Annotated in this window: 11 protein-coding genes; 1 reads left to right on the plus strand and 10 read right to left on the minus strand. The window is 65.4% G+C overall.

The window, feature by feature from the left end; all coding sequences use genetic code 11:
• Positions 1-87: 87 nt before the first annotated feature.
• The 9 genes from CH293_RS11360 to CH293_RS11400 form a co-directional block, all read right to left on the minus strand.
• Positions 88-852 (minus strand): ABC transporter permease, encoded by a 765-nt coding sequence (locus CH293_RS11360; protein WP_094720236.1) that lies wholly within the window; start codon positions 850-852, stop codon positions 88-90.
• Entirely contained in the window at positions 849-1,580 is a 732-nt protein-coding gene (locus tag CH293_RS11365) for an ABC transporter permease (RefSeq protein ID WP_094720237.1), read from the minus strand. The genes CH293_RS11360 and CH293_RS11365 overlap by 4 nt, the downstream gene beginning before the upstream one ends.
• Positions 1,577-2,470, minus strand: a complete 894-nt coding sequence (locus CH293_RS11370) for an ABC transporter ATP-binding protein (RefSeq protein WP_094720238.1) — start codon at positions 2,468-2,470, stop codon at positions 1,577-1,579. The genes CH293_RS11365 and CH293_RS11370 overlap by 4 nt, the downstream gene beginning before the upstream one ends.
• A gap of 95 nt (positions 2,471-2,565) precedes the next feature.
• Entirely contained in the window at positions 2,566-5,892 is a 3,327-nt protein-coding gene (locus CH293_RS11375) for an arabinosyltransferase domain-containing protein (protein WP_094720239.1), read from the minus strand.
• A gap of 72 nt (positions 5,893-5,964) precedes the next feature.
• Entirely contained in the window at positions 5,965-9,216 is a 3,252-nt protein-coding gene (locus CH293_RS11380) for an arabinosyltransferase domain-containing protein (RefSeq protein ID WP_094720240.1), read from the minus strand.
• A gap of 48 nt (positions 9,217-9,264) precedes the next feature.
• Positions 9,265-11,055, minus strand: coding sequence for a glycosyl transferase (locus tag CH293_RS11385; RefSeq protein WP_094720241.1), 1,791 nt, complete (start codon positions 11,053-11,055; stop codon positions 9,265-9,267).
• 34 nt (positions 11,056-11,089) lie between these two features.
• Positions 11,090-12,982 carry a galactan 5-O-arabinofuranosyltransferase gene (locus CH293_RS11390; protein ID WP_094720242.1) on the minus strand — a complete coding sequence of 631 codons (1,893 nt, stop codon included), beginning with the start codon at positions 12,980-12,982 and terminating at the stop codon, positions 11,090-11,092.
• Positions 12,983-13,747 carry a decaprenylphospho-beta-D-erythro-pentofuranosid-2-ulose 2-reductase gene (locus tag CH293_RS11395; protein WP_094720243.1) on the minus strand — a complete coding sequence of 255 codons (765 nt, stop codon included), beginning with the start codon at positions 13,745-13,747 and terminating at the stop codon, positions 12,983-12,985.
• Positions 13,744-15,195 carry an FAD-binding oxidoreductase gene (locus CH293_RS11400; protein ID WP_094720244.1) on the minus strand — a complete coding sequence of 484 codons (1,452 nt, stop codon included), beginning with the start codon at positions 15,193-15,195 and terminating at the stop codon, positions 13,744-13,746. Before CH293_RS11400 ends, CH293_RS11395 begins: the two co-directional genes overlap by 4 nt.
• Positions 15,196-15,269: 74 nt before the next feature.
• Between CH293_RS11400 and CH293_RS11405 the strand changes: the two genes are divergently transcribed.
• Positions 15,270-15,770: a GtrA family protein gene (locus CH293_RS11405; RefSeq protein ID WP_080733066.1), complete on the plus strand. Its 501-nt coding sequence runs from the start codon at positions 15,270-15,272 to the stop codon at positions 15,768-15,770.
• A 163-nt stretch (positions 15,771-15,933) separates the two neighbouring features.
• Here the strand turns inward: CH293_RS11405 and CH293_RS11410 are convergent.
• The coding region (locus CH293_RS11410) for a dTDP-4-dehydrorhamnose 3,5-epimerase family protein (RefSeq protein WP_141217167.1) at positions 15,934-16,257 on the minus strand (324 nt) is incomplete at its 5' end.

The following is a 16,257-nucleotide window of genomic DNA, read 5'->3' on the forward strand; positions in this document are numbered from 1 at the left end:
TGTGGGTGGTTGCCCCCTACCGCATGAATGCGCCACTGTGGCTTTCTGACAGCGGTGCACAACTTTCAGACGGCTGCACTGGCACATTCATGCCGAGCGAGGACCTCGACCATCCCGACGATCGAGGATTCTGCTCGAGCCGACAATCGCTACCGCAGAAAGAAAAATCGTCGCGCCGACGACGGACAGGGTGGATGCCGCGGTGAGCGAGCCACCGTCTCCGAAGGTGCCGGTGGCGAGTTGTGTTGCGCGCGAGACCAAGGCATGCGGCAGTACGAAGATGGCGGCACCGACGTCGGCGGTGAGCAGGAATGCCGACATGCCTGCGCCGACGAGCGCGAGGGCAATCGGCACTGCGAAGGATCCGAGAAGCATCGACAGTGCGGACTGCACCGCGGCCAGTGGAACCGCCGCGAAGATGCTCAACCCGGCGGCGATCCACAGCGGTGTGGGCAGCGGTCCGTCCAGTCCGAACAGCAGCGTGCCGACGACGAGGACTGTTGCGACCATCAACACCTGCATGGCAGCGGTGAGGAGTGCCACGACCGAGGTCTTGGCGACGACGATTCGTAGCGCGGGGGCCCGGCCGCTCATCAGGAAATTCCAGTTCCCTCTGTCGTGCTCGGGTTTCCAGATCAGCGATGCCAGAAGGGCGACTCCCAGTGCGAGCGGGAAGAGGCCGTGGAATACCACCGTTCGTAACCAGAGTGTGTGCCAACCGTTCTGAAGTTGTTCTCCGGACAGAACTGTATTGAATGTTCCGACTCCGACTATCAGAATGGGCAGCAGGATCACGACGGTCAGGCTCTGGGATCGTTTGAGTTTGATCAGTTCGGCGGCAATGGTGTTCATGCAAGAACCTCCTGTCGATCGAGTCGAGCCGTGACGAGCAGAAACAGTACGACGCCGACGACGGCGAGCCCGGCCACGCTGATGTAGGACGGGGACAGTGTCATGACGTGGTCGCCTCGGTAGTCCGCAGCGGATGCGAGTGCGTAGTACCCCCACGGTGTGAGATGTGCGAGCCAGGAGGGAAATCCGGATGCGCAGATCGCGACGACGGTGCCCAGGACGCCGATTCCCAGCGAGATCAGCTGGTTGACCACGAGTGTCGAAATCACCAGGTGGAGCGCCAGGACCACGAGATTGACGACGACTATCGCGCCTGCGTAACCGAGCCATGTCCACAGCGGGTTCGTGCCGCCGAGAAGCGCGCCGAGGGAGACGGCCACGACGGTCGCAGTGGTGACGACGAGTCCGGTGGATATCACCTTGGCGCGCAGGAGTTCACCGAGGGCCACTCCGGTGGCGCGACTGAGAAGCCATCCGTTGCCGTGGTGTTCGATGTCGATGGTTCGGCTTGCGACGACGGCGATCATGAGCGGCGAGACGAGAGGAAACGCAAGGGACAGTCCGGCGAGGGACAATGCGGCAAGGGACTGCGCCGAGGCGTGCCCTGCGGCATTCCCTGTCATCGTTCCGACAACAGTCAGCGCGACGATGCCGGCGGTCATCGACGCAGCAACGGCCACGAGGTGTAGATGCCGCAGTTTGGCGAACTCGTTGCGTAGTACGTTCACAGTTTTCCGCCGCTCGTGAGGTTCATGAAGACGTCTCCGAGTGACTGCTCGTCTCGCCGGACTCCGTAGACCCCGGCTCCGGATGCGGCGAGTTCGCCGACGACGTGGGCGGTGTGGAGGTCGTCGGCGGATGGGATACGCAGCGTCTGCCGATACCGAAGCTGTTTTCCAGCAGTGGAATTCGGGCTGTCCGAACCGAGGATGTCGATGACGACGTCGGGAGCGGAGGCGGCGAGAAGTTGCTCGCGGCTGCCTTGGAAGATCAGTCGCCCCTCGCTGAGAATTCCAAGTACGTTCGCCGTCTTGTCGATCTCGCCGAGGAGGTGCGACGACACCATGACGGTCACTCCGTGTTCGGCGAGATGCTTCAGCAGGGCTCGGATTTCCTCGATTCCCGCGGGATCCAGTCCGTTGGTGGGCTCGTCGAGCACGAGAAGTCGGGGTTCGCGGGCCAGTGCCATGGCGATTCCGAGTCTCTGCTTCATTCCGAGTGAGTAGTTCTTCACCTTCTTGTTCAGTTGGTCCTGCATTCGAACGGTGGCGACGGCGCGAGTGATCTGGTCGTCGGTCGAGCCGAGGGACCGTTGTACGATCTTCAGGTTCTCCGCGCCCGTGAGGTGGCCGTAGCCGGTTGGTGATTCGATCAACGAACCTATCCCGGAGAGCAATTCGCGTCGGGTGGCAGAGTTCATCGGTCGGCCGAACACTTCCACTTCTCCGGAAGTCGGCCGGATCAGGGACAGTAGCAGTTTCATCGTCGTCGACTTGCCCGATCCGTTGGGACCGAGGAAACCGTAGACGCAGCCCTCGGGAATGGCGAGGTTCACGTCGTCGACGACGGTGTGGCTGTCGTATCGCTTGACGAGGCTGTGAGTTCTGACGATGTCCATGCCTCGACCCTGCCGCGGATCGAGGATGGAATCATCCGTCCAGAGGATCAATCACGAGTACTACCGCGGTATGACCCGGTGAAGGGGAACGAGCTCTACCGATCGAACACCCTCAAGTTCCCTGGCGTCCAGAAGCCGGACCTGGTGACTTCGCTGGTGTCGAGTGTTGCCGGTACGGCACCGGGGTAGTACTGCTCGTACCGTTCGAGCGAGCCCCAGTCGCGAGCCCAGTCGCGGTCGAGGTACGTCGGGACGGTGACGGGGCGGGCGAGGAGTTCACTCCAGCCGAGTGGTCCGCCGTTGTCGCCGGACTGCCAGGTGTCGGTGGAGCTGACGGCCAGTGGGCGGTCCGGGAGGATGCGGTATCCGGGGACTTCGGCGACGCCGTATTTGTGGTCGAACGGGCGCTGGCAGGGGAACTGCAGTCCGACGGCCCAGTCGAGCAGTACGGGCTGTTCGCTACCGATGAGGTCGTTCAGCTTCTCCAGCTGAGGTACTCGCGGTGGCGTGAATGCGAACCACTGATCGCCGGTGAGGTTGGGGTCGTTGGCGACGATGCGCACGGCATCGGCGTCGGCGGGCAGGTCCGCGATGGGGATGCGGAGGTTACGCCACGACGGTGCGGGCCCGATGTCGCGGGGCAGGTAGGTGCCCTTGACGTCGACGGTTCCGTTGGGCTGACGCGTGCCGTACTCGACGAGGAGCGACTGGCCGTATGTCATGGCGCCCGTGTCGTCGTAGGACAGGATGCGGCCTGCGGCGGACACGACGATCAGCGGTGCGCTGTCGGAGCGCTCGGGCAGTGAGTACCAGCTCGAGGTCGCCGACGCCGGTTCCTGGATGCCTGGCTGGTAGGAGCCGAGGACGGGGGTGGTGGCCGGGTCCAGTCCGAAGGGCAGGGCTGCGGTGGAGCCGTTGACGCCGAGGGCGCCGATGCCGCCGCCGGTGCCCGAGCTCTGGCCTTCTTCGAATGCGGGTCCGACGCTCTGCTGGTCGGTGTTGCCCTGTCCGGGTTTCACCTCGACGGCGTCGGCGCTGAGGTCGGTGGGAATTCCGTTGGGGGTGAAGCCCGATGGGGTTTCACCTCCGAGTGGGCCGGTCTGTGGGTCGAACGCCGACGGGATGGGGTTCAGGATGCCGGCGTTGGGGTTCGATTCCACCAGCACGTCGTTCGCGAGGCCGCACGAGTTGCCGGTGAGGGCCTGGACGTTCGAGCGTGCGAGCGAGTAGGCGGGGTACTGGGACACTGCTCCCTTGACGAGGGAGAGGACTTCGAACAGCACCATGAGCCCGGCGATCACCGTCAGCGGTGCGGCGGCGAATTTCTTGATGCGCCTGCCTCGTTCGCTACCGGCACGGGGTTGTGGCGGTGCGTAACCCTCACGGAGGTACTGCCATCCGGCCAACGCGAGTGCGGCGGCGAAGAGCACGAGGAAGAGGGTGTTGGATTCGTTTCCGCCGAGCGAGACGGTCTTGTCGAACCACGGAACGCCGTAGCTCGAGACGTACCAGTACCCGTTGATTCCCGAGAATGCGAGTGCCAGCACGAACATCAGGCCGGCGAGGAATATCGTTCGGTTTCGGCGAGACCTCAACGCGCTGGCGGAGATCGCGACGGCGGTCAGGGCGGCGAGGCTGCCCGCGATGCCTGCGTACGACCCGAAGTGGTGGGTCCACTTGGTCGGGTTGAACATCATGAAGAAGATCGTTCCGAACACGACGCCGATGAGTCGCCAGGCCGGTCCGTTGGAGATGCCGGGAACTTGCCTGCGTCGGAGCAGGATGAACAGCGTCGAGAACAGGCACAGCAGCATCACGAGGAATGCGAAGCGGCGAGCGACGGAACCGTCGACCGTTTGTACGAACAGGTAGTAGTACCGCAGGAAGTCCTGGTACCACTGCTCGTTGGGGCCGATTGCCGTGCGCACACGCGTCGACTCCATGACCGTCGCGTAGGTCTGATCGGCGAAGACGACGACGAGGACCAGGAAGCCGGCGGCAGCGAGCGGTGCGAGGAGCGGCAGGGTACCGACCAGGCGGTGGCGGCGAACGACGATGCGCGCCATGGGCCGAGCTCCGGCCAACAGGGCAGCCACACACATCAGGCCCGTCGGCGCCGAGGCGAGGGTGAACGCGCCGATCAGGAACGCCGTCGCAGCAGGAAGCAGTCGGCCGGTGGCAATGGCGCGTTCGATGGAGCACCACGTCAGGAGAGCGCCGAGCGCGACGATGGGTTCCGGGCGGAGACCGTTGTTGTAGGGCAGCCAGAACGCCAGGAACACGAGTCCGCCGGTCCACAGCGCCACGTTGGACTTGCGTACTGCGCGGCCGAGACGCGGGACGACCTCGCGGCTGATGACCATCCAGCAGAGAACGCCGGCGATGAGGGCGGGCAGGCGCATCCAGGGGCTGGCAGTGGAGATCTTCGCGAAGACGGCGAGGACGTCGTAGTACCACCCGAACGGGGCCTCGGGCACACCGAACCAGCGGAAGTAGTTGGCCATGTAGCCCGACTGGTCCGCGGCCCGGGCCATGGTCAGCAGGTAGCCGTCGTCGGAGGTGTTGGCGCCGACGAAGTGCCAGCCGACGAGGACTCCGACGACGGTGACGTCGACGCCGGTGAACTTCCACCAGTGCGACGGGAAGAACCGTCGGTGACCGCGTCCGTCGATGCCGTCGAGGCGGCCGAGGGCAGTGACGGCGATGATCGTGCAGACCACCGCGAGAATCATCGCCAGCAGCTTCAGGATCGTCGGGCTGGAGGAGAAGCGCGAGTCGACGTCGATGGTGACGTTCAGTCCGGCGGGTGCGGCGCCGTCGAGGTCGGTGAAGACGCCGACGACCTGGGGTCGCAGGTCACCGTCGAGACGTCCGGTGCGTTCGAGACCTTCGTCGTCGACGAGGCCGGTGAACGATGCCGAGGTGTAGTCGATGTTCGAGGTGATCTCGATGGAGCTGCAGGCCGCGCCCTGCACGTCCTCGCGCGGTGCCGATGCGACGACGACGTTGCGGTCCAGTACGTCGACCGAACCCTCGTTGACTCGCACGAACAGGCTGTTGAGCGCGGCACCCTCGCCCTGAGGCGGCGCGGTGGCGAGCAGCAGCCCGCCCTGCGGTGGCAGTGCGGCCACGGCGGAACACGGGATGGTCGCGGTCAGGGAGATCGGCGCCTGTGAGACGAGCGGGGCATCGATGTCCTGGATCGAGCCCGATTCCGGCCACGAGATGGTCGACGTCGTCTGCACGACGGGCAGGAACGGCGTCAGGAGAGCCAGGACGGCACCGAGAAGACCCGTGACGATCGCGACCAGACGCGTCGTACGCACCGTGGATCGCAGATCGGCCCCAGTGCCCTTCGACACCGAACCCTTCGGCTGGGGGGCGTCGGGCACGGCGGGAGAATCGTTCACGGCGTCGGGCACGGTTGTCGATGTTATTCGAACGTGATCGGTTCACCGCACCCGCATCGCGAGGAAACCGGCATCATGTCGGTTTCATCCGACCCTTATCGGACCTTCGGTCTCCCAGCCGCTGCGAGTGACGGTTCCGACCGTCAGTTCTGCCGGTGTCGCCGACGGGTCCAGTGGGACGAATCTCTCGAGTGAACCCCAGTCGCGATCGAGATCATTGTCGAGGTACGTCGGTACGACCTGCGCGGACAGAACGAGCTGTTGCCAGCCGAGTGGTCCACCGCCGAAGGCGTCCATGACCGGACTGTGTGCGGCGGCGCCGCTGCGGTCCGGCAGGATGCGGTACTCCGGCAGTTCCGCGACGCCGTCCTTGTGGTCGAACGGGCGCTGGCACGGGAAGCCCAGTGCGACGGTCCAGTCCAGCATGACGGGCACGTCGGGACCGATGACGTCGACGAGTGGGGTCGTGCGGGGGATCCGCGGCGGCGTCACGGCGAGCCATTGATCCGGTGAGATGTCGCCGTCGGTTGCGACGAGGCGGATGCGGTCGGCTTCGCCGGGGATGTCCGACAGCGGCACGCGCAGGTTGCGCCACGACGGCTGGGGCCCGATGTCGATCGGGGTGACGCGGCCCAGGACCTGATCGCCCGCGGCGAACTCCACCTCGAGCGGCTGGCCGGATGCGACGATGCCGTCGGAGTCGACGGATCGGATGCGCCCGGCGGCGCTGATCGCGATGAAATCGCTGTCAGGAGTGGAGCCCGTGGAACGACCCGATCGGTCGGCATCCGACGGAAGGGAGAACCACTCGGTTTCGAGGGTGGCGGGTTCCGCGGTGTCGGCGCCGTAGCTACCGAGGACGGGCGTGCGTGACGGGTCGAGCCCGAACGGCAGTGCGACGGAGCTTCCGTTGACGCCGGTCGCTTCGGTGGTGCCGCCTTGGGTGCCTGAGGATCCTGCGGAGGTGGGTCCCTGAGTGTCGGTGCCGCTGTCGGGGTCGTCGCTGAATCCGCGGGTGCTCTCCTGGGAGACGTCTTCTTCGTCGGCGGTGAGATCGTTGGGGATTCCGTCGGGGGTGAAGCCGACGGTGTTCGGTCCGGCCAGTGAGTTCTGGACGGTGGAATCGATCGGCGTCAGCATCGAGCTGTTCGGATCTTGTTCGACGAGAACGTCGTTCGCGAGGGAGCAGGAGTTACCGGCGAGCGCGTTCAGGTTGGAGCGGGCCACCGAGTACGCGGGGTACTGGGCGACGATGCCCTTGGCGAAGGACGCGAGCTCGAACAGTACGACGAAAGCGGCCATCACCGTCAGCGCGGAGACTCCGAAGCGTGCGGAGCGGGTGCTGGTTCGGTACGGCGCGCGGATGTGTTGCCAGCCTGCGTACAGCAACGCGAGCACGGTCAGTCCGAGGAAGATGGTGGAGAAGCCTTTGCCGAGGATCATCGGAGGCTTGTCGAACCAGGGGATTCCGTAGCTGGAGACGTACCACCAGCCGTTGGAGCCGGTGAACGCGAGCGCGGCCAGGAACAGCACTGCGGCGGTGAACAGAGTCCGGTTGCGTGCGTTGTCCCGGGTAGCCGACGCGACGGCGACGGCCGCGACGGCAGCGAGCGATGCGGCCAGGCCCGCGTAGACACCGAAGTGGTGGGTCCACTTGGTGGGAGTGAACATCATCAGAGCGAGGGCGCCGATCACGATGCCGACGATGCGCCTGGACGGTCCGATCGCGACGCCGGGGATCCGGCCACCGCGTCGAAGCATGACGACGATGGTGACGATCACGCACAGGATCATCGCGAAGACGGCGAAGCGCCGTGCGAGGGAACCGTCGGGTGTGATCTCCATGAGGGAGTCCCAGCGGGCGCGCTCGTTGAACCAGGCGACGTTGGGTCCGACGGCGGCGCGGGCGCGGGTGGCTTCGAGGACTGTCGAGACGGTCTGGTCGGCGAACACGGCGGCGACGATGACGACTCCCGACGCCAGGATCGGGGCCAGCACGGGTGCGTAGCCGACGGTGCGGGCGCGTGCGATGACGATGCGGACGAGTGGGCGTCCGCCGGCGAGGAGCGCGGCGACGCAGATGAGCCCCGTCGGGCCTGCGGCGAGCGAGAACGCGGCGATGAGGACCGCGACGGCCGCGGGCAACAGTCGGCCGGTGGCGACAGCGCGTTCGATGGAGCACCACGTCAGCAGGGCACCGAGGGCGATGATCGGCTCGGGGCGCAGGCCGTTGTTGTAGGGCAGCCAGAAGGCGAGGAACACCAGGCCTGCGGTCCAGATTGCGACTTTGTTGGAGCGGACGGCGCGACCGAGACGCGGGATGACCTCGCGGCTGATCACGGCCCAGCACAGAAGCGCGGCGATCAGCGCCGGCAACCGCATCCACGGGCTGGCGGTGGAGACTTTCGCGAACGCGGCGAGCATGTCGTAGTAAGGCATCCCGAACGGTGCTTCGGGGACGCCGAACCAGCGGTAGTAGTTGGCCATGTACCCGGCGTGCTCGGAGACGCGTGCCATGGTCAGCAGGTAGCCGTCGTCGGAGGTGTTGGCGCCGATGAAGTGCCACACGGCGAGTACCGCGATGACGACCCCGTCGACGACGGTGATGCGGAGCCACCGCGCCGGGAAGAAGCGGCGGCTGCTGCGTCCGTCGAGCAGATCGAGTCGGTGCAACGCGACGAGCGAGATGATCGTGAAGATCACCGCTGCGGCCATCGCGAGTTTCTTCAGAACGGTGGGGGTCGAGGAGAAGCGGGAGTCGATCTGGACGTCCACGCTGAGGTTCGCCGGTGCGGCGCCCTGCAGTTCGGTGAAGATGCCCACTGTCTGTGGTCGTGCGTCGCCGTCGATCGTTCCGGTGACGTCGGTACCCGTTGCCGACGCAGTCGTCGACGTGTCCGTCGAACTGATGGTCACCGACGAGCACGACGCGAGTTCGGCGTCGGTCAGCGACAGCAGAACCTTCTCACGCAGGACGGCCTGCAGACCGGAATCGGTGCGGGAGACGACGAGGCCGACGCCCTGAGCGTCCGGTGCGCCGGGCGCGGTGGTCGAGAGTACGAGCGTGCCGGGCGCTGCCAGGGCGATGGTGCTGCACGGAATCGTGGCGTCGAGCGACAACGGTGAGTACGAGACGAGCGGAGCCTCGACCGAGTTCAACGTTCCGTTCTGCGGCCAGCTGATCGACGCCGAGTCCTGTGTGACCGGCAGCAGCGGCGTCAGGATCGCGGCGAGGACTGCGATGATGCCGGAGACGACGGCAACGACTCCCGCCGAACTACGCGTCGACGACGATGCTTCAGGGGGCTTCGGTGCGGTGGCTGCAGCGGTGGACACGATTGTCGATGCTAGGGCACAGCCCGGACCGACCCCTTTTCCTGCAGGTCAGCGAGCGAAGTCTCGCACGTCCCAGATCCACACACCGTCGTGGTACTCGGCATCGAAGCCGAGGAGTTCGTCGACGGTGTCGCGTAGCTGCGTGCTGTTGCGACCGGGTTGGAGGACGACGACGTCGGCGCCCCAGAATTGGAGATCGGATCGGGCGTCGGCTTGCTGCTGTGCTGTGACGTCCGGGACGGTGCCGGAGTTCCGCACGGACCCGAGCAGCAGGGCCGTCGGCCGATCCACGGCGCCGTACTTGGCTTTGCGTTCGACGTTGTCACCCGGTCCGACGAAGTATCCGCCCGCGAGCGGGAAGCCCATGTCGGCTTCGATCTGCCAGTGCAGGGGACGAGCGTCCTCGGGACGGGGGAGGGGCACGGTGACGACGGATCCGTCGTCGACGTAGTTCTTCCATTCCCCGCTGGCGAAGAAGGACGGCGTCGACGCGCGTTCGACGGTGTCGAGTGGCGTCGGGAGCAGCGGCACCAGCGCGAGTGCGAGAGCGATCGACCACAGTGCCGGAATCGGCCGCAGCCCGGCTTTGAAGGCTTTGTCGGTGGCCAGTACCAGCAGAAGCGCCAGTGCGGGAACGGCGGCGAGCGCGAAGCGCGTTTCCAGGATCGACTCGACCAGTGGTGTGTCGGCCAGCCATTCCCACGGCAGTGCGATCTCGGTGTTGTTCTTGCCGACGATCAGTTCGGATCCGAGGGACAGCACAGCGACAGCGACGGCGGTGGCCACGGCAGCGCGGGCGCAGGCGACCCGCCACAGCCAGACCGCGGCGACCCCCGCGAGCACCAGGAGGGGCCACCCGAAGTAGGCGTTCTCTTCCGTCGCGTTGATCCGGACGTTCTGACCGGGGGTCGCGACGCCGCCGATGGATTGCGTCGGGAACTGGGTGAGGGCTTTGGCGTCGTTGCCCATCGCGCCGTGTTCGAGGAACGAGTAGCTCTGGGGGCCGAAGAACTGCCAGTAGAGGGGGAAGGCGACGAGGGCGATCGCGAGCGCAGCCGCCAGCGGGAGGCTCTTCGCCGAGTTCTTGACGGCAGGCCACAGGCTGCGCGGCTTTCCGACGTAGTAGACGACCGCGAACAGTCCGAACGCGATCGCGAAGATCAGCAGAGGTTCTTCACCGAGCATGATCTGCAATGCGACGACGAGTCCGAGCGCGATGGTTCGTTTCGCTGTCGGGCCGTCCTGTGCGGTGCGGACGACGAGAGCCGCGATGACCGGCAGCAGAAAGAGGACGACGAAGTTGGGGTGGCCGTTGGCGTGGGAGATCATGCCCGGCGCGAAGCCGCACAGTGCTCCACCGAGCGCCGACGCCGGTCGCGACGCATCGAGCGTGCGTGAGAACAGCCAGTACCAGGCGTATGCCGTGCCTGCGAGACCGACGGTCAACGCGATGGCCCAGGTGACTGTCGGACCGAACAGCAACGTGACGGGTGCGAGCGGAATCGACAACCCGAACATGGCCGTGTTGGCCATCAGGTTCACCCCGAGCGGGAAGTTCTGCAGATCGCTCGACATCGGGTTCTCGAGGTGCGCGACGGAATGCGCGGCCACCGCGAAGAACCATTCCCACATGGCTTGGTCCTGGCCACTGTTGTAGAGATAGCCACTACCGAGGTTCCGCCACTGTCCCTGCAGCACGAAAAACGCGACGACGGTGAAGGCGGACGCAGCCGCGACATCGGCTCGATCGGCACGCCGAAGACGGGTGGAGAGCGCCCCGATTCGCCGTGCCGGGGCGGTCCGCGGCTGCTCGAGAACAGTCTGGTCCGAGGTAGGCATCGGTTGAACGTTACGTGAACGTTATGTCATTTGCCTATGTAGCGCGGGTGACCAGCGCAAACGGCCCGATATCGGTGACCTGGAACCGCGGATCCTCGAACAACGACTCGTCGAAGGTGACTGTGTAGCGCCGGACGTTCGGATCGTTCGGATAGACGTCCTCGGCCAACCGCAAGGTGTAGCCGTCTGCGCCGCGGCGGAACAGGAAGGCGTCGGGCGCCTGCCACTGACTCTCGTCGAGCTTGGTGATCAACTCGTCCGCAGTCTCGGCCGTCGTCCAGTCCTCGATTGCTGCGGCGCGCTGATCGAACTGCGCAAGCGGGTTGGCGTAGTGCGACGTCAGCCCCTGGAAGCCGAAGTACGGGTAGTAGCTGAGGAACGAGGTGTCTGCCGTCAGGACGATCGTCTCGTCTCGGGGCCTGCCGACCTGCTCGGTGATCGCTCGGTCGACCTCGGAGTAATAGGACACTGCGCTCGGTGGGCGCTTGTCGGCGCGGTTGCCGTCACCGTCGGTGTCCGAGTACGCGACGGTGATCTCCGACTGCAGAACCTGAGGGATGTTCTGTGCGAACGCAAGTGCACCGATCGTCGCCACCGTCACCGCGGCAACCTTGAACCGCGACGGTTCACCCACCGCCTGGTAGATGGCCTTCGCGCCTTCGACGAAGCCGAAAACTCCCGCTGCTCCCAGCAATACGATCAGGACAGCTTCGAGGCGGAAGCTGAGCAGTGTCGTGCCGGCTACGGTCGCCGCCATGGACAGCAGCGTCCACAGATACACGGAGACGACGCCGATGCTCAACGCCTGCGCTCGACGCGACGTCGCCGTCCTGACCGCGAGCCACAGAGTCCCGGCCATGGTCAGCGCACCGAGCAGGGAGAACTCGAACATCGGGAACGGCAGCTCGGCACCGGCCTCCGGGAGGTAATGCAGCGCTGTGCCCGACGTCGCAGGTGCTCCGGTCAGTGCGTCGGCAAGATAAGGGGCCCAGACGGTCAGTGCGACAAGTCCTGAAATCGCGGCGATCACAACGAGGCGAACAACCACCGGAATTGCTGCACGCCAGGTCTTGTGAGCCCGAACATTCAGGAACGCCGACACAACGGCCATGAGCGTCACCGCAAACGCCGCCATGCCCAGGTAGAGGGTGTAGAACGTCGCCGCGAGGCCGAGGAACAGACCCGTCCCGACAACAGCGCCCCAGCCCCAGTTCGTCGATCGGTCGGGTTCGTCGGGAATCGGCCGATTCAGCGCTCCCCACGCGAGTAGGAGTGCAGGCGCGACGAGCAGCGCGATGACGGCACTGTAGGCCTCCGGGGAGGCGTAGGCGACGACGAGAGCGGTGGTGACGGCCGAGACGGCTACCGCGAGGTCGGCGCGGACCAGTTGGCGCCAGAGCGTGTAGGCGACGACGGCTGTGACGGCGAGAAATCCGATTGCGAACGGCTTGAACACTTCCCAGCCATCCATGCCGAGCAGGTTCCCGACGCGTCCGCCGATCCAGAACCATCCGGCCGGGTAGAACGGCGGGATGTCCGGGTACGTCATGTCGCGTAGCGCAGGCGAATCGGTGAGGCGCGTCAGGTACTCGGTTCGGAACTCCTGGTCGACGGATATGCCGAACAGATAGAGCTTGGTTGCCGCCAGAGGCATGCCGAGCGTGACCGTCACGAACCCCGAAAGTCCTCCCCACGTGAGCACTTTCGCGAGCCGCGCAAGCGTCCCGCGGCGGTACAGCACGATCGCCGTGGCCAACAGGGCGATGCAGACCACCTGGCCGAGCGTCGTCAGCGCACGGGTGACGTTGGACGAGTTGAACGCAGGCCACTCGACGAGTGAGAACGCGAACAACCCGACCGCCGCCACCACGGCTGCGACTAGAGCGGCCAGTACACCGTCGACGGCTGTGCCGAGCGCTCTTTTCATCTAGATGGGGAGTTTGCGGAAGATCGGCCGCGGCACATGCCTCAGAGCGATCATCACGAAGCGGAAGGGGCCCGGTGCCCAGACCAGATCCTTGCCCTTCTGCGACGCCGCGACGGCGAGCTTCGCGATGTCTTCCTTGTCCACCGTCAGCGGCGCTTCCTTGACGTGGGCGCTGAACTTGGTGCGCACCATGCCCGGGCGGATGACGGTGACGCGAGGACCGAACTCTCGCAACGCTTCTCCGAGCCCGAGGTAGAACCCGTCGAGACCCGCCTTGGTGGAGCCGTAGACGAAGTTGGATCGGCGCACGCGCTCGCCCGCCACCGAGGACATGACGATGATCCGTCCGTAGGCCTGGGCCTTGAGCTTCTCGGCCAGCAGAACACCGACCGACACCGACGCGGTGTAGTTGATGTTCGCCGTCAGGACGGCCTTGCGCTGGTTCTGCCACAGCTCTTCGGCGTCGAAGTCCACCGCGAACGCGACGATCGCCACGTCGACGTCACCTTTGGACCACGCCTCTTCGATGACCCTGGGGTGGGACTCGGTGTCGAGTGCGTCGAAGTCGATGACGTCGACGTCCTTGGCGCCCTTGGCTTTCAACTGAGCAACGGACGCATCCCGGAGCGGGTCGTTCGGCAAGGCCGCGAGGATCACGCGCGCCGGCGACTTGGACAGGTACTCCTCGGTGATGGCGAGACCGATCTCGCTCGTTCCGCCGAGTACGAGAATGGTCTGCGGGTTTCCCACAGCGTCGATCGTCACAGCAGTTCCAACCTTCTGGCCATATCGGAGGCGAAAACGCCTGTGGGGTCAACGGATCGGCGGACCTTGATCCACTCGTCGATCCGCGGGTACATCGAATGGAAGGTCTCCGCATCGGTGCGCGAGTCCTTGGCGGTGTACAGCCGGCCGCCGAACTCGAGCACGCGCTTGTCGAGTTCGCGCACCAATTCGTTGAGGCCGGCCTTGATCGGGAAGTCCATCGCGACGTTCCAGCCGGCCATCGGGAAGCTCAGTGGCGCTTTGTTTCCAGGACCGAACAGCTTGAAGACGTTGAGCGCAGAGTACTGGCCCGAGCGCTGGATGTACCGGATGATGTCCTTGAATTCCTCGAGAGCCTCCGTGGGAACCAGGAACTGGTACTGCAGGAATCCCTTGGGTCCGTAGCCTCGGTTCCACTCACCCACGAGGTCGAGAGGGTGGTAGAACTGCGTCAGGTTCTGTACTTTGCCGGTGTAGTTGCCGCCCATGCGGTAGTACGCCTCACCGATCATGCTCATCGACAGCTTGTTCAGGCCGCTGATGGGGAAGATGTCGGGGACCGTGAGCAGCTGAGGCGCGTCGAACTTCAGCGGGTCTTTCTGCAGCTTCTTGGGCAGCTCGTCGAACTTCGCCAAGGATCCTCTCGTGATGGTCGCTCGCCCCAACTTCGGCGGCGCGCTCATCACGTCGAACCAGGCGCTCGAGTAAGTGTAGTTGTCCTCGGTCCCGTCCTGGTGCGCTGCGACGGTCTCGTCGAGCGACTCGGTGCGGATCCCGTCGTTGATGAAGTACGCCGTCTCCGTCGGCGTCATCTCGATGGTTGCCCGCAAGATGATGCCGGTCAGACCGTTGCCGCCGACAGTCGCCCAGAAGAGCTTCGCGTTCTTGCCCGACGGCGTGAGGTGACGAATCTGTCCGTCTGCGGTCAGCAGTTCCATCGAGCGCACGTGGTTGCCGAAGCTCCCGGCGCTGTGATGGTTCTTACCGTGGATGTCGCAGCCTATTGCTCCACCGATGGTGACCTGCCGCGTACCGGGCAGAACCGGAACCCAGAGGCCGAACGGCAATGCTGCACGCATCAAGGCGTCCAGGCTGACTCCACCGTCCAGGTCGACCATGCGTGTTCCCGCGTCGATGCTGTAGATGCGGTCGAGCGACGTCATATCGACGACGAGGCCACCGGAGTTCTGCGCGTTGTCACCGTACGAACGGCCGAGACCGCGCGCGATCACACCCCGCCGCAGGTAGGACGGCTTGCTCTCGTTCTGCTCCGCGACCTGCTTCACCGCGTTCGCGATGAGCTCGGGGTCGGACGTGGTGAGCACCTCTCCCGTGGAAGGCGCGGTGCGCCCGAAACCGGAGATCGTGCGGGTCTGCGTGGGTAGCGGCGCAGTGTTCCCGGCCTGTGGTTCCAGGGGGAAGAGTGCGTCGTCGGCTGTCGTGGACATCGTCGTTGAGGGTACCTGTTCGATCGGGTCGGTCCGCAGGCTGCGCTCCCTGCTCGCCATGACAGCTAGTCTCAGTGATCGTGTCCACCCCGCAGAACGACGACTGGCCCGCCGAAGCGCCGGAGCCGCAGCATCACGTGCCGCTGCCCGTCGAACTCCCGCTGACGGAGAACATCGCCGACGAGGCCCTCGACCTCAAGACCCAGATCGTCCGGTTCCTGGCAACGGGTGTGCTCTCTGCCATCGTCGACCAGGGCGTCAACCTGCTGCTTCACTTCGTGTTCGGTGTCGGTGTGACGCTGGCGAAGGCGATCGGCTTCGTCCTGGGGACCACGACGGCCTACCTCATCAACCGGCGCTGGACATTCAACGCAGCACCGTCGCGCGCCCGCTTCTTCGCGGTCGTGGTGTTGTACGCCGTCACCTTCGCCGTGCAGGTCGGCATCTACACCTGGCTTTACCAGGCATTTCCCGACGGCTTCTGGTTCGCGAACCTTGCCTTCGTCATTGCCCAGGGCACGGCAACGGTCATCAACTTCATCGTCCAGCGGGCCGTGATCTTCAAAATCCGCTGACGCTCCCGGTGACCGAACGGCACATTCGCTCCGCGTGTCCGTGAGCGCGCAGGTTGCAGCGGGTACGCAGGTTGCAACCTGCGCGGGGGATGAAAGCTGCGCGTGCGGCACCGCCCGGTGACCGAATGAGCCGTTCGGTCCCGACGCCCCTGGATCGAGGAGGTCAGCCTTGGTAGGTGGGGAGGTCGCCGTCGGCGATGGCTTGGGCGAGGGAGGGTGCGGCGCGGTCTTTGTCGGAGAGTTGGTAGTCGAGTGTCGATCCGTCGCGGGCGTGGGTGGGCCAGTCGATACCCAGGTCCGGATCGAGTGGGTTCAGATCGCGGTCCAGCGACGGGGTGTACTCGATCGAGCACAGGTACATCACGGTCGAGCCGTCTTCGAGGGACAAGATGGCGTGCCCGAGACCTGCCGGCAGGAACACTGCGCGGCGGTCGACGTCGTCGATGAGCACGCTGTCCCACTGCCCGAAGGTCGGCGAACCCACCCG

It is taken from the genome of Rhodococcus sp. 14-2470-1b (assembly GCF_002259415.1).
Taxonomy (GTDB): Bacteria; Actinomycetota; Actinomycetes; order Mycobacteriales; family Mycobacteriaceae; genus Rhodococcoides.

Bases quoted from the DNA above. Each gene is read 5' to 3' on its own strand.
- CH293_RS11360 (WP_094720236.1), bottom strand. From the start codon at position 852: ATGAACACCATTGCCGCCGAACTGATCAAACTCAAACGATCCCAGAGC.
- CH293_RS11370 (WP_094720238.1), bottom strand. From the start codon at position 2,470: ATGGACATCGTCAGAACTCACAGCCTCGTCAAGCGATACGACAGCCAC.
- CH293_RS11385 (WP_094720241.1), bottom strand. From the start codon at position 11,055: ATGCCTACCTCGGACCAGACTGTTCTCGAGCAGCCGCGGACCGCCCCG.
- CH293_RS11390 (WP_094720242.1), bottom strand. From the start codon at position 12,982: ATGAAAAGAGCGCTCGGCACAGCCGTCGACGGTGTACTGGCCGCTCTA.
- CH293_RS11400 (WP_094720244.1), bottom strand. From the start codon at position 15,195: ATGTCCACGACAGCCGACGACGCACTCTTCCCCCTGGAACCACAGGCC.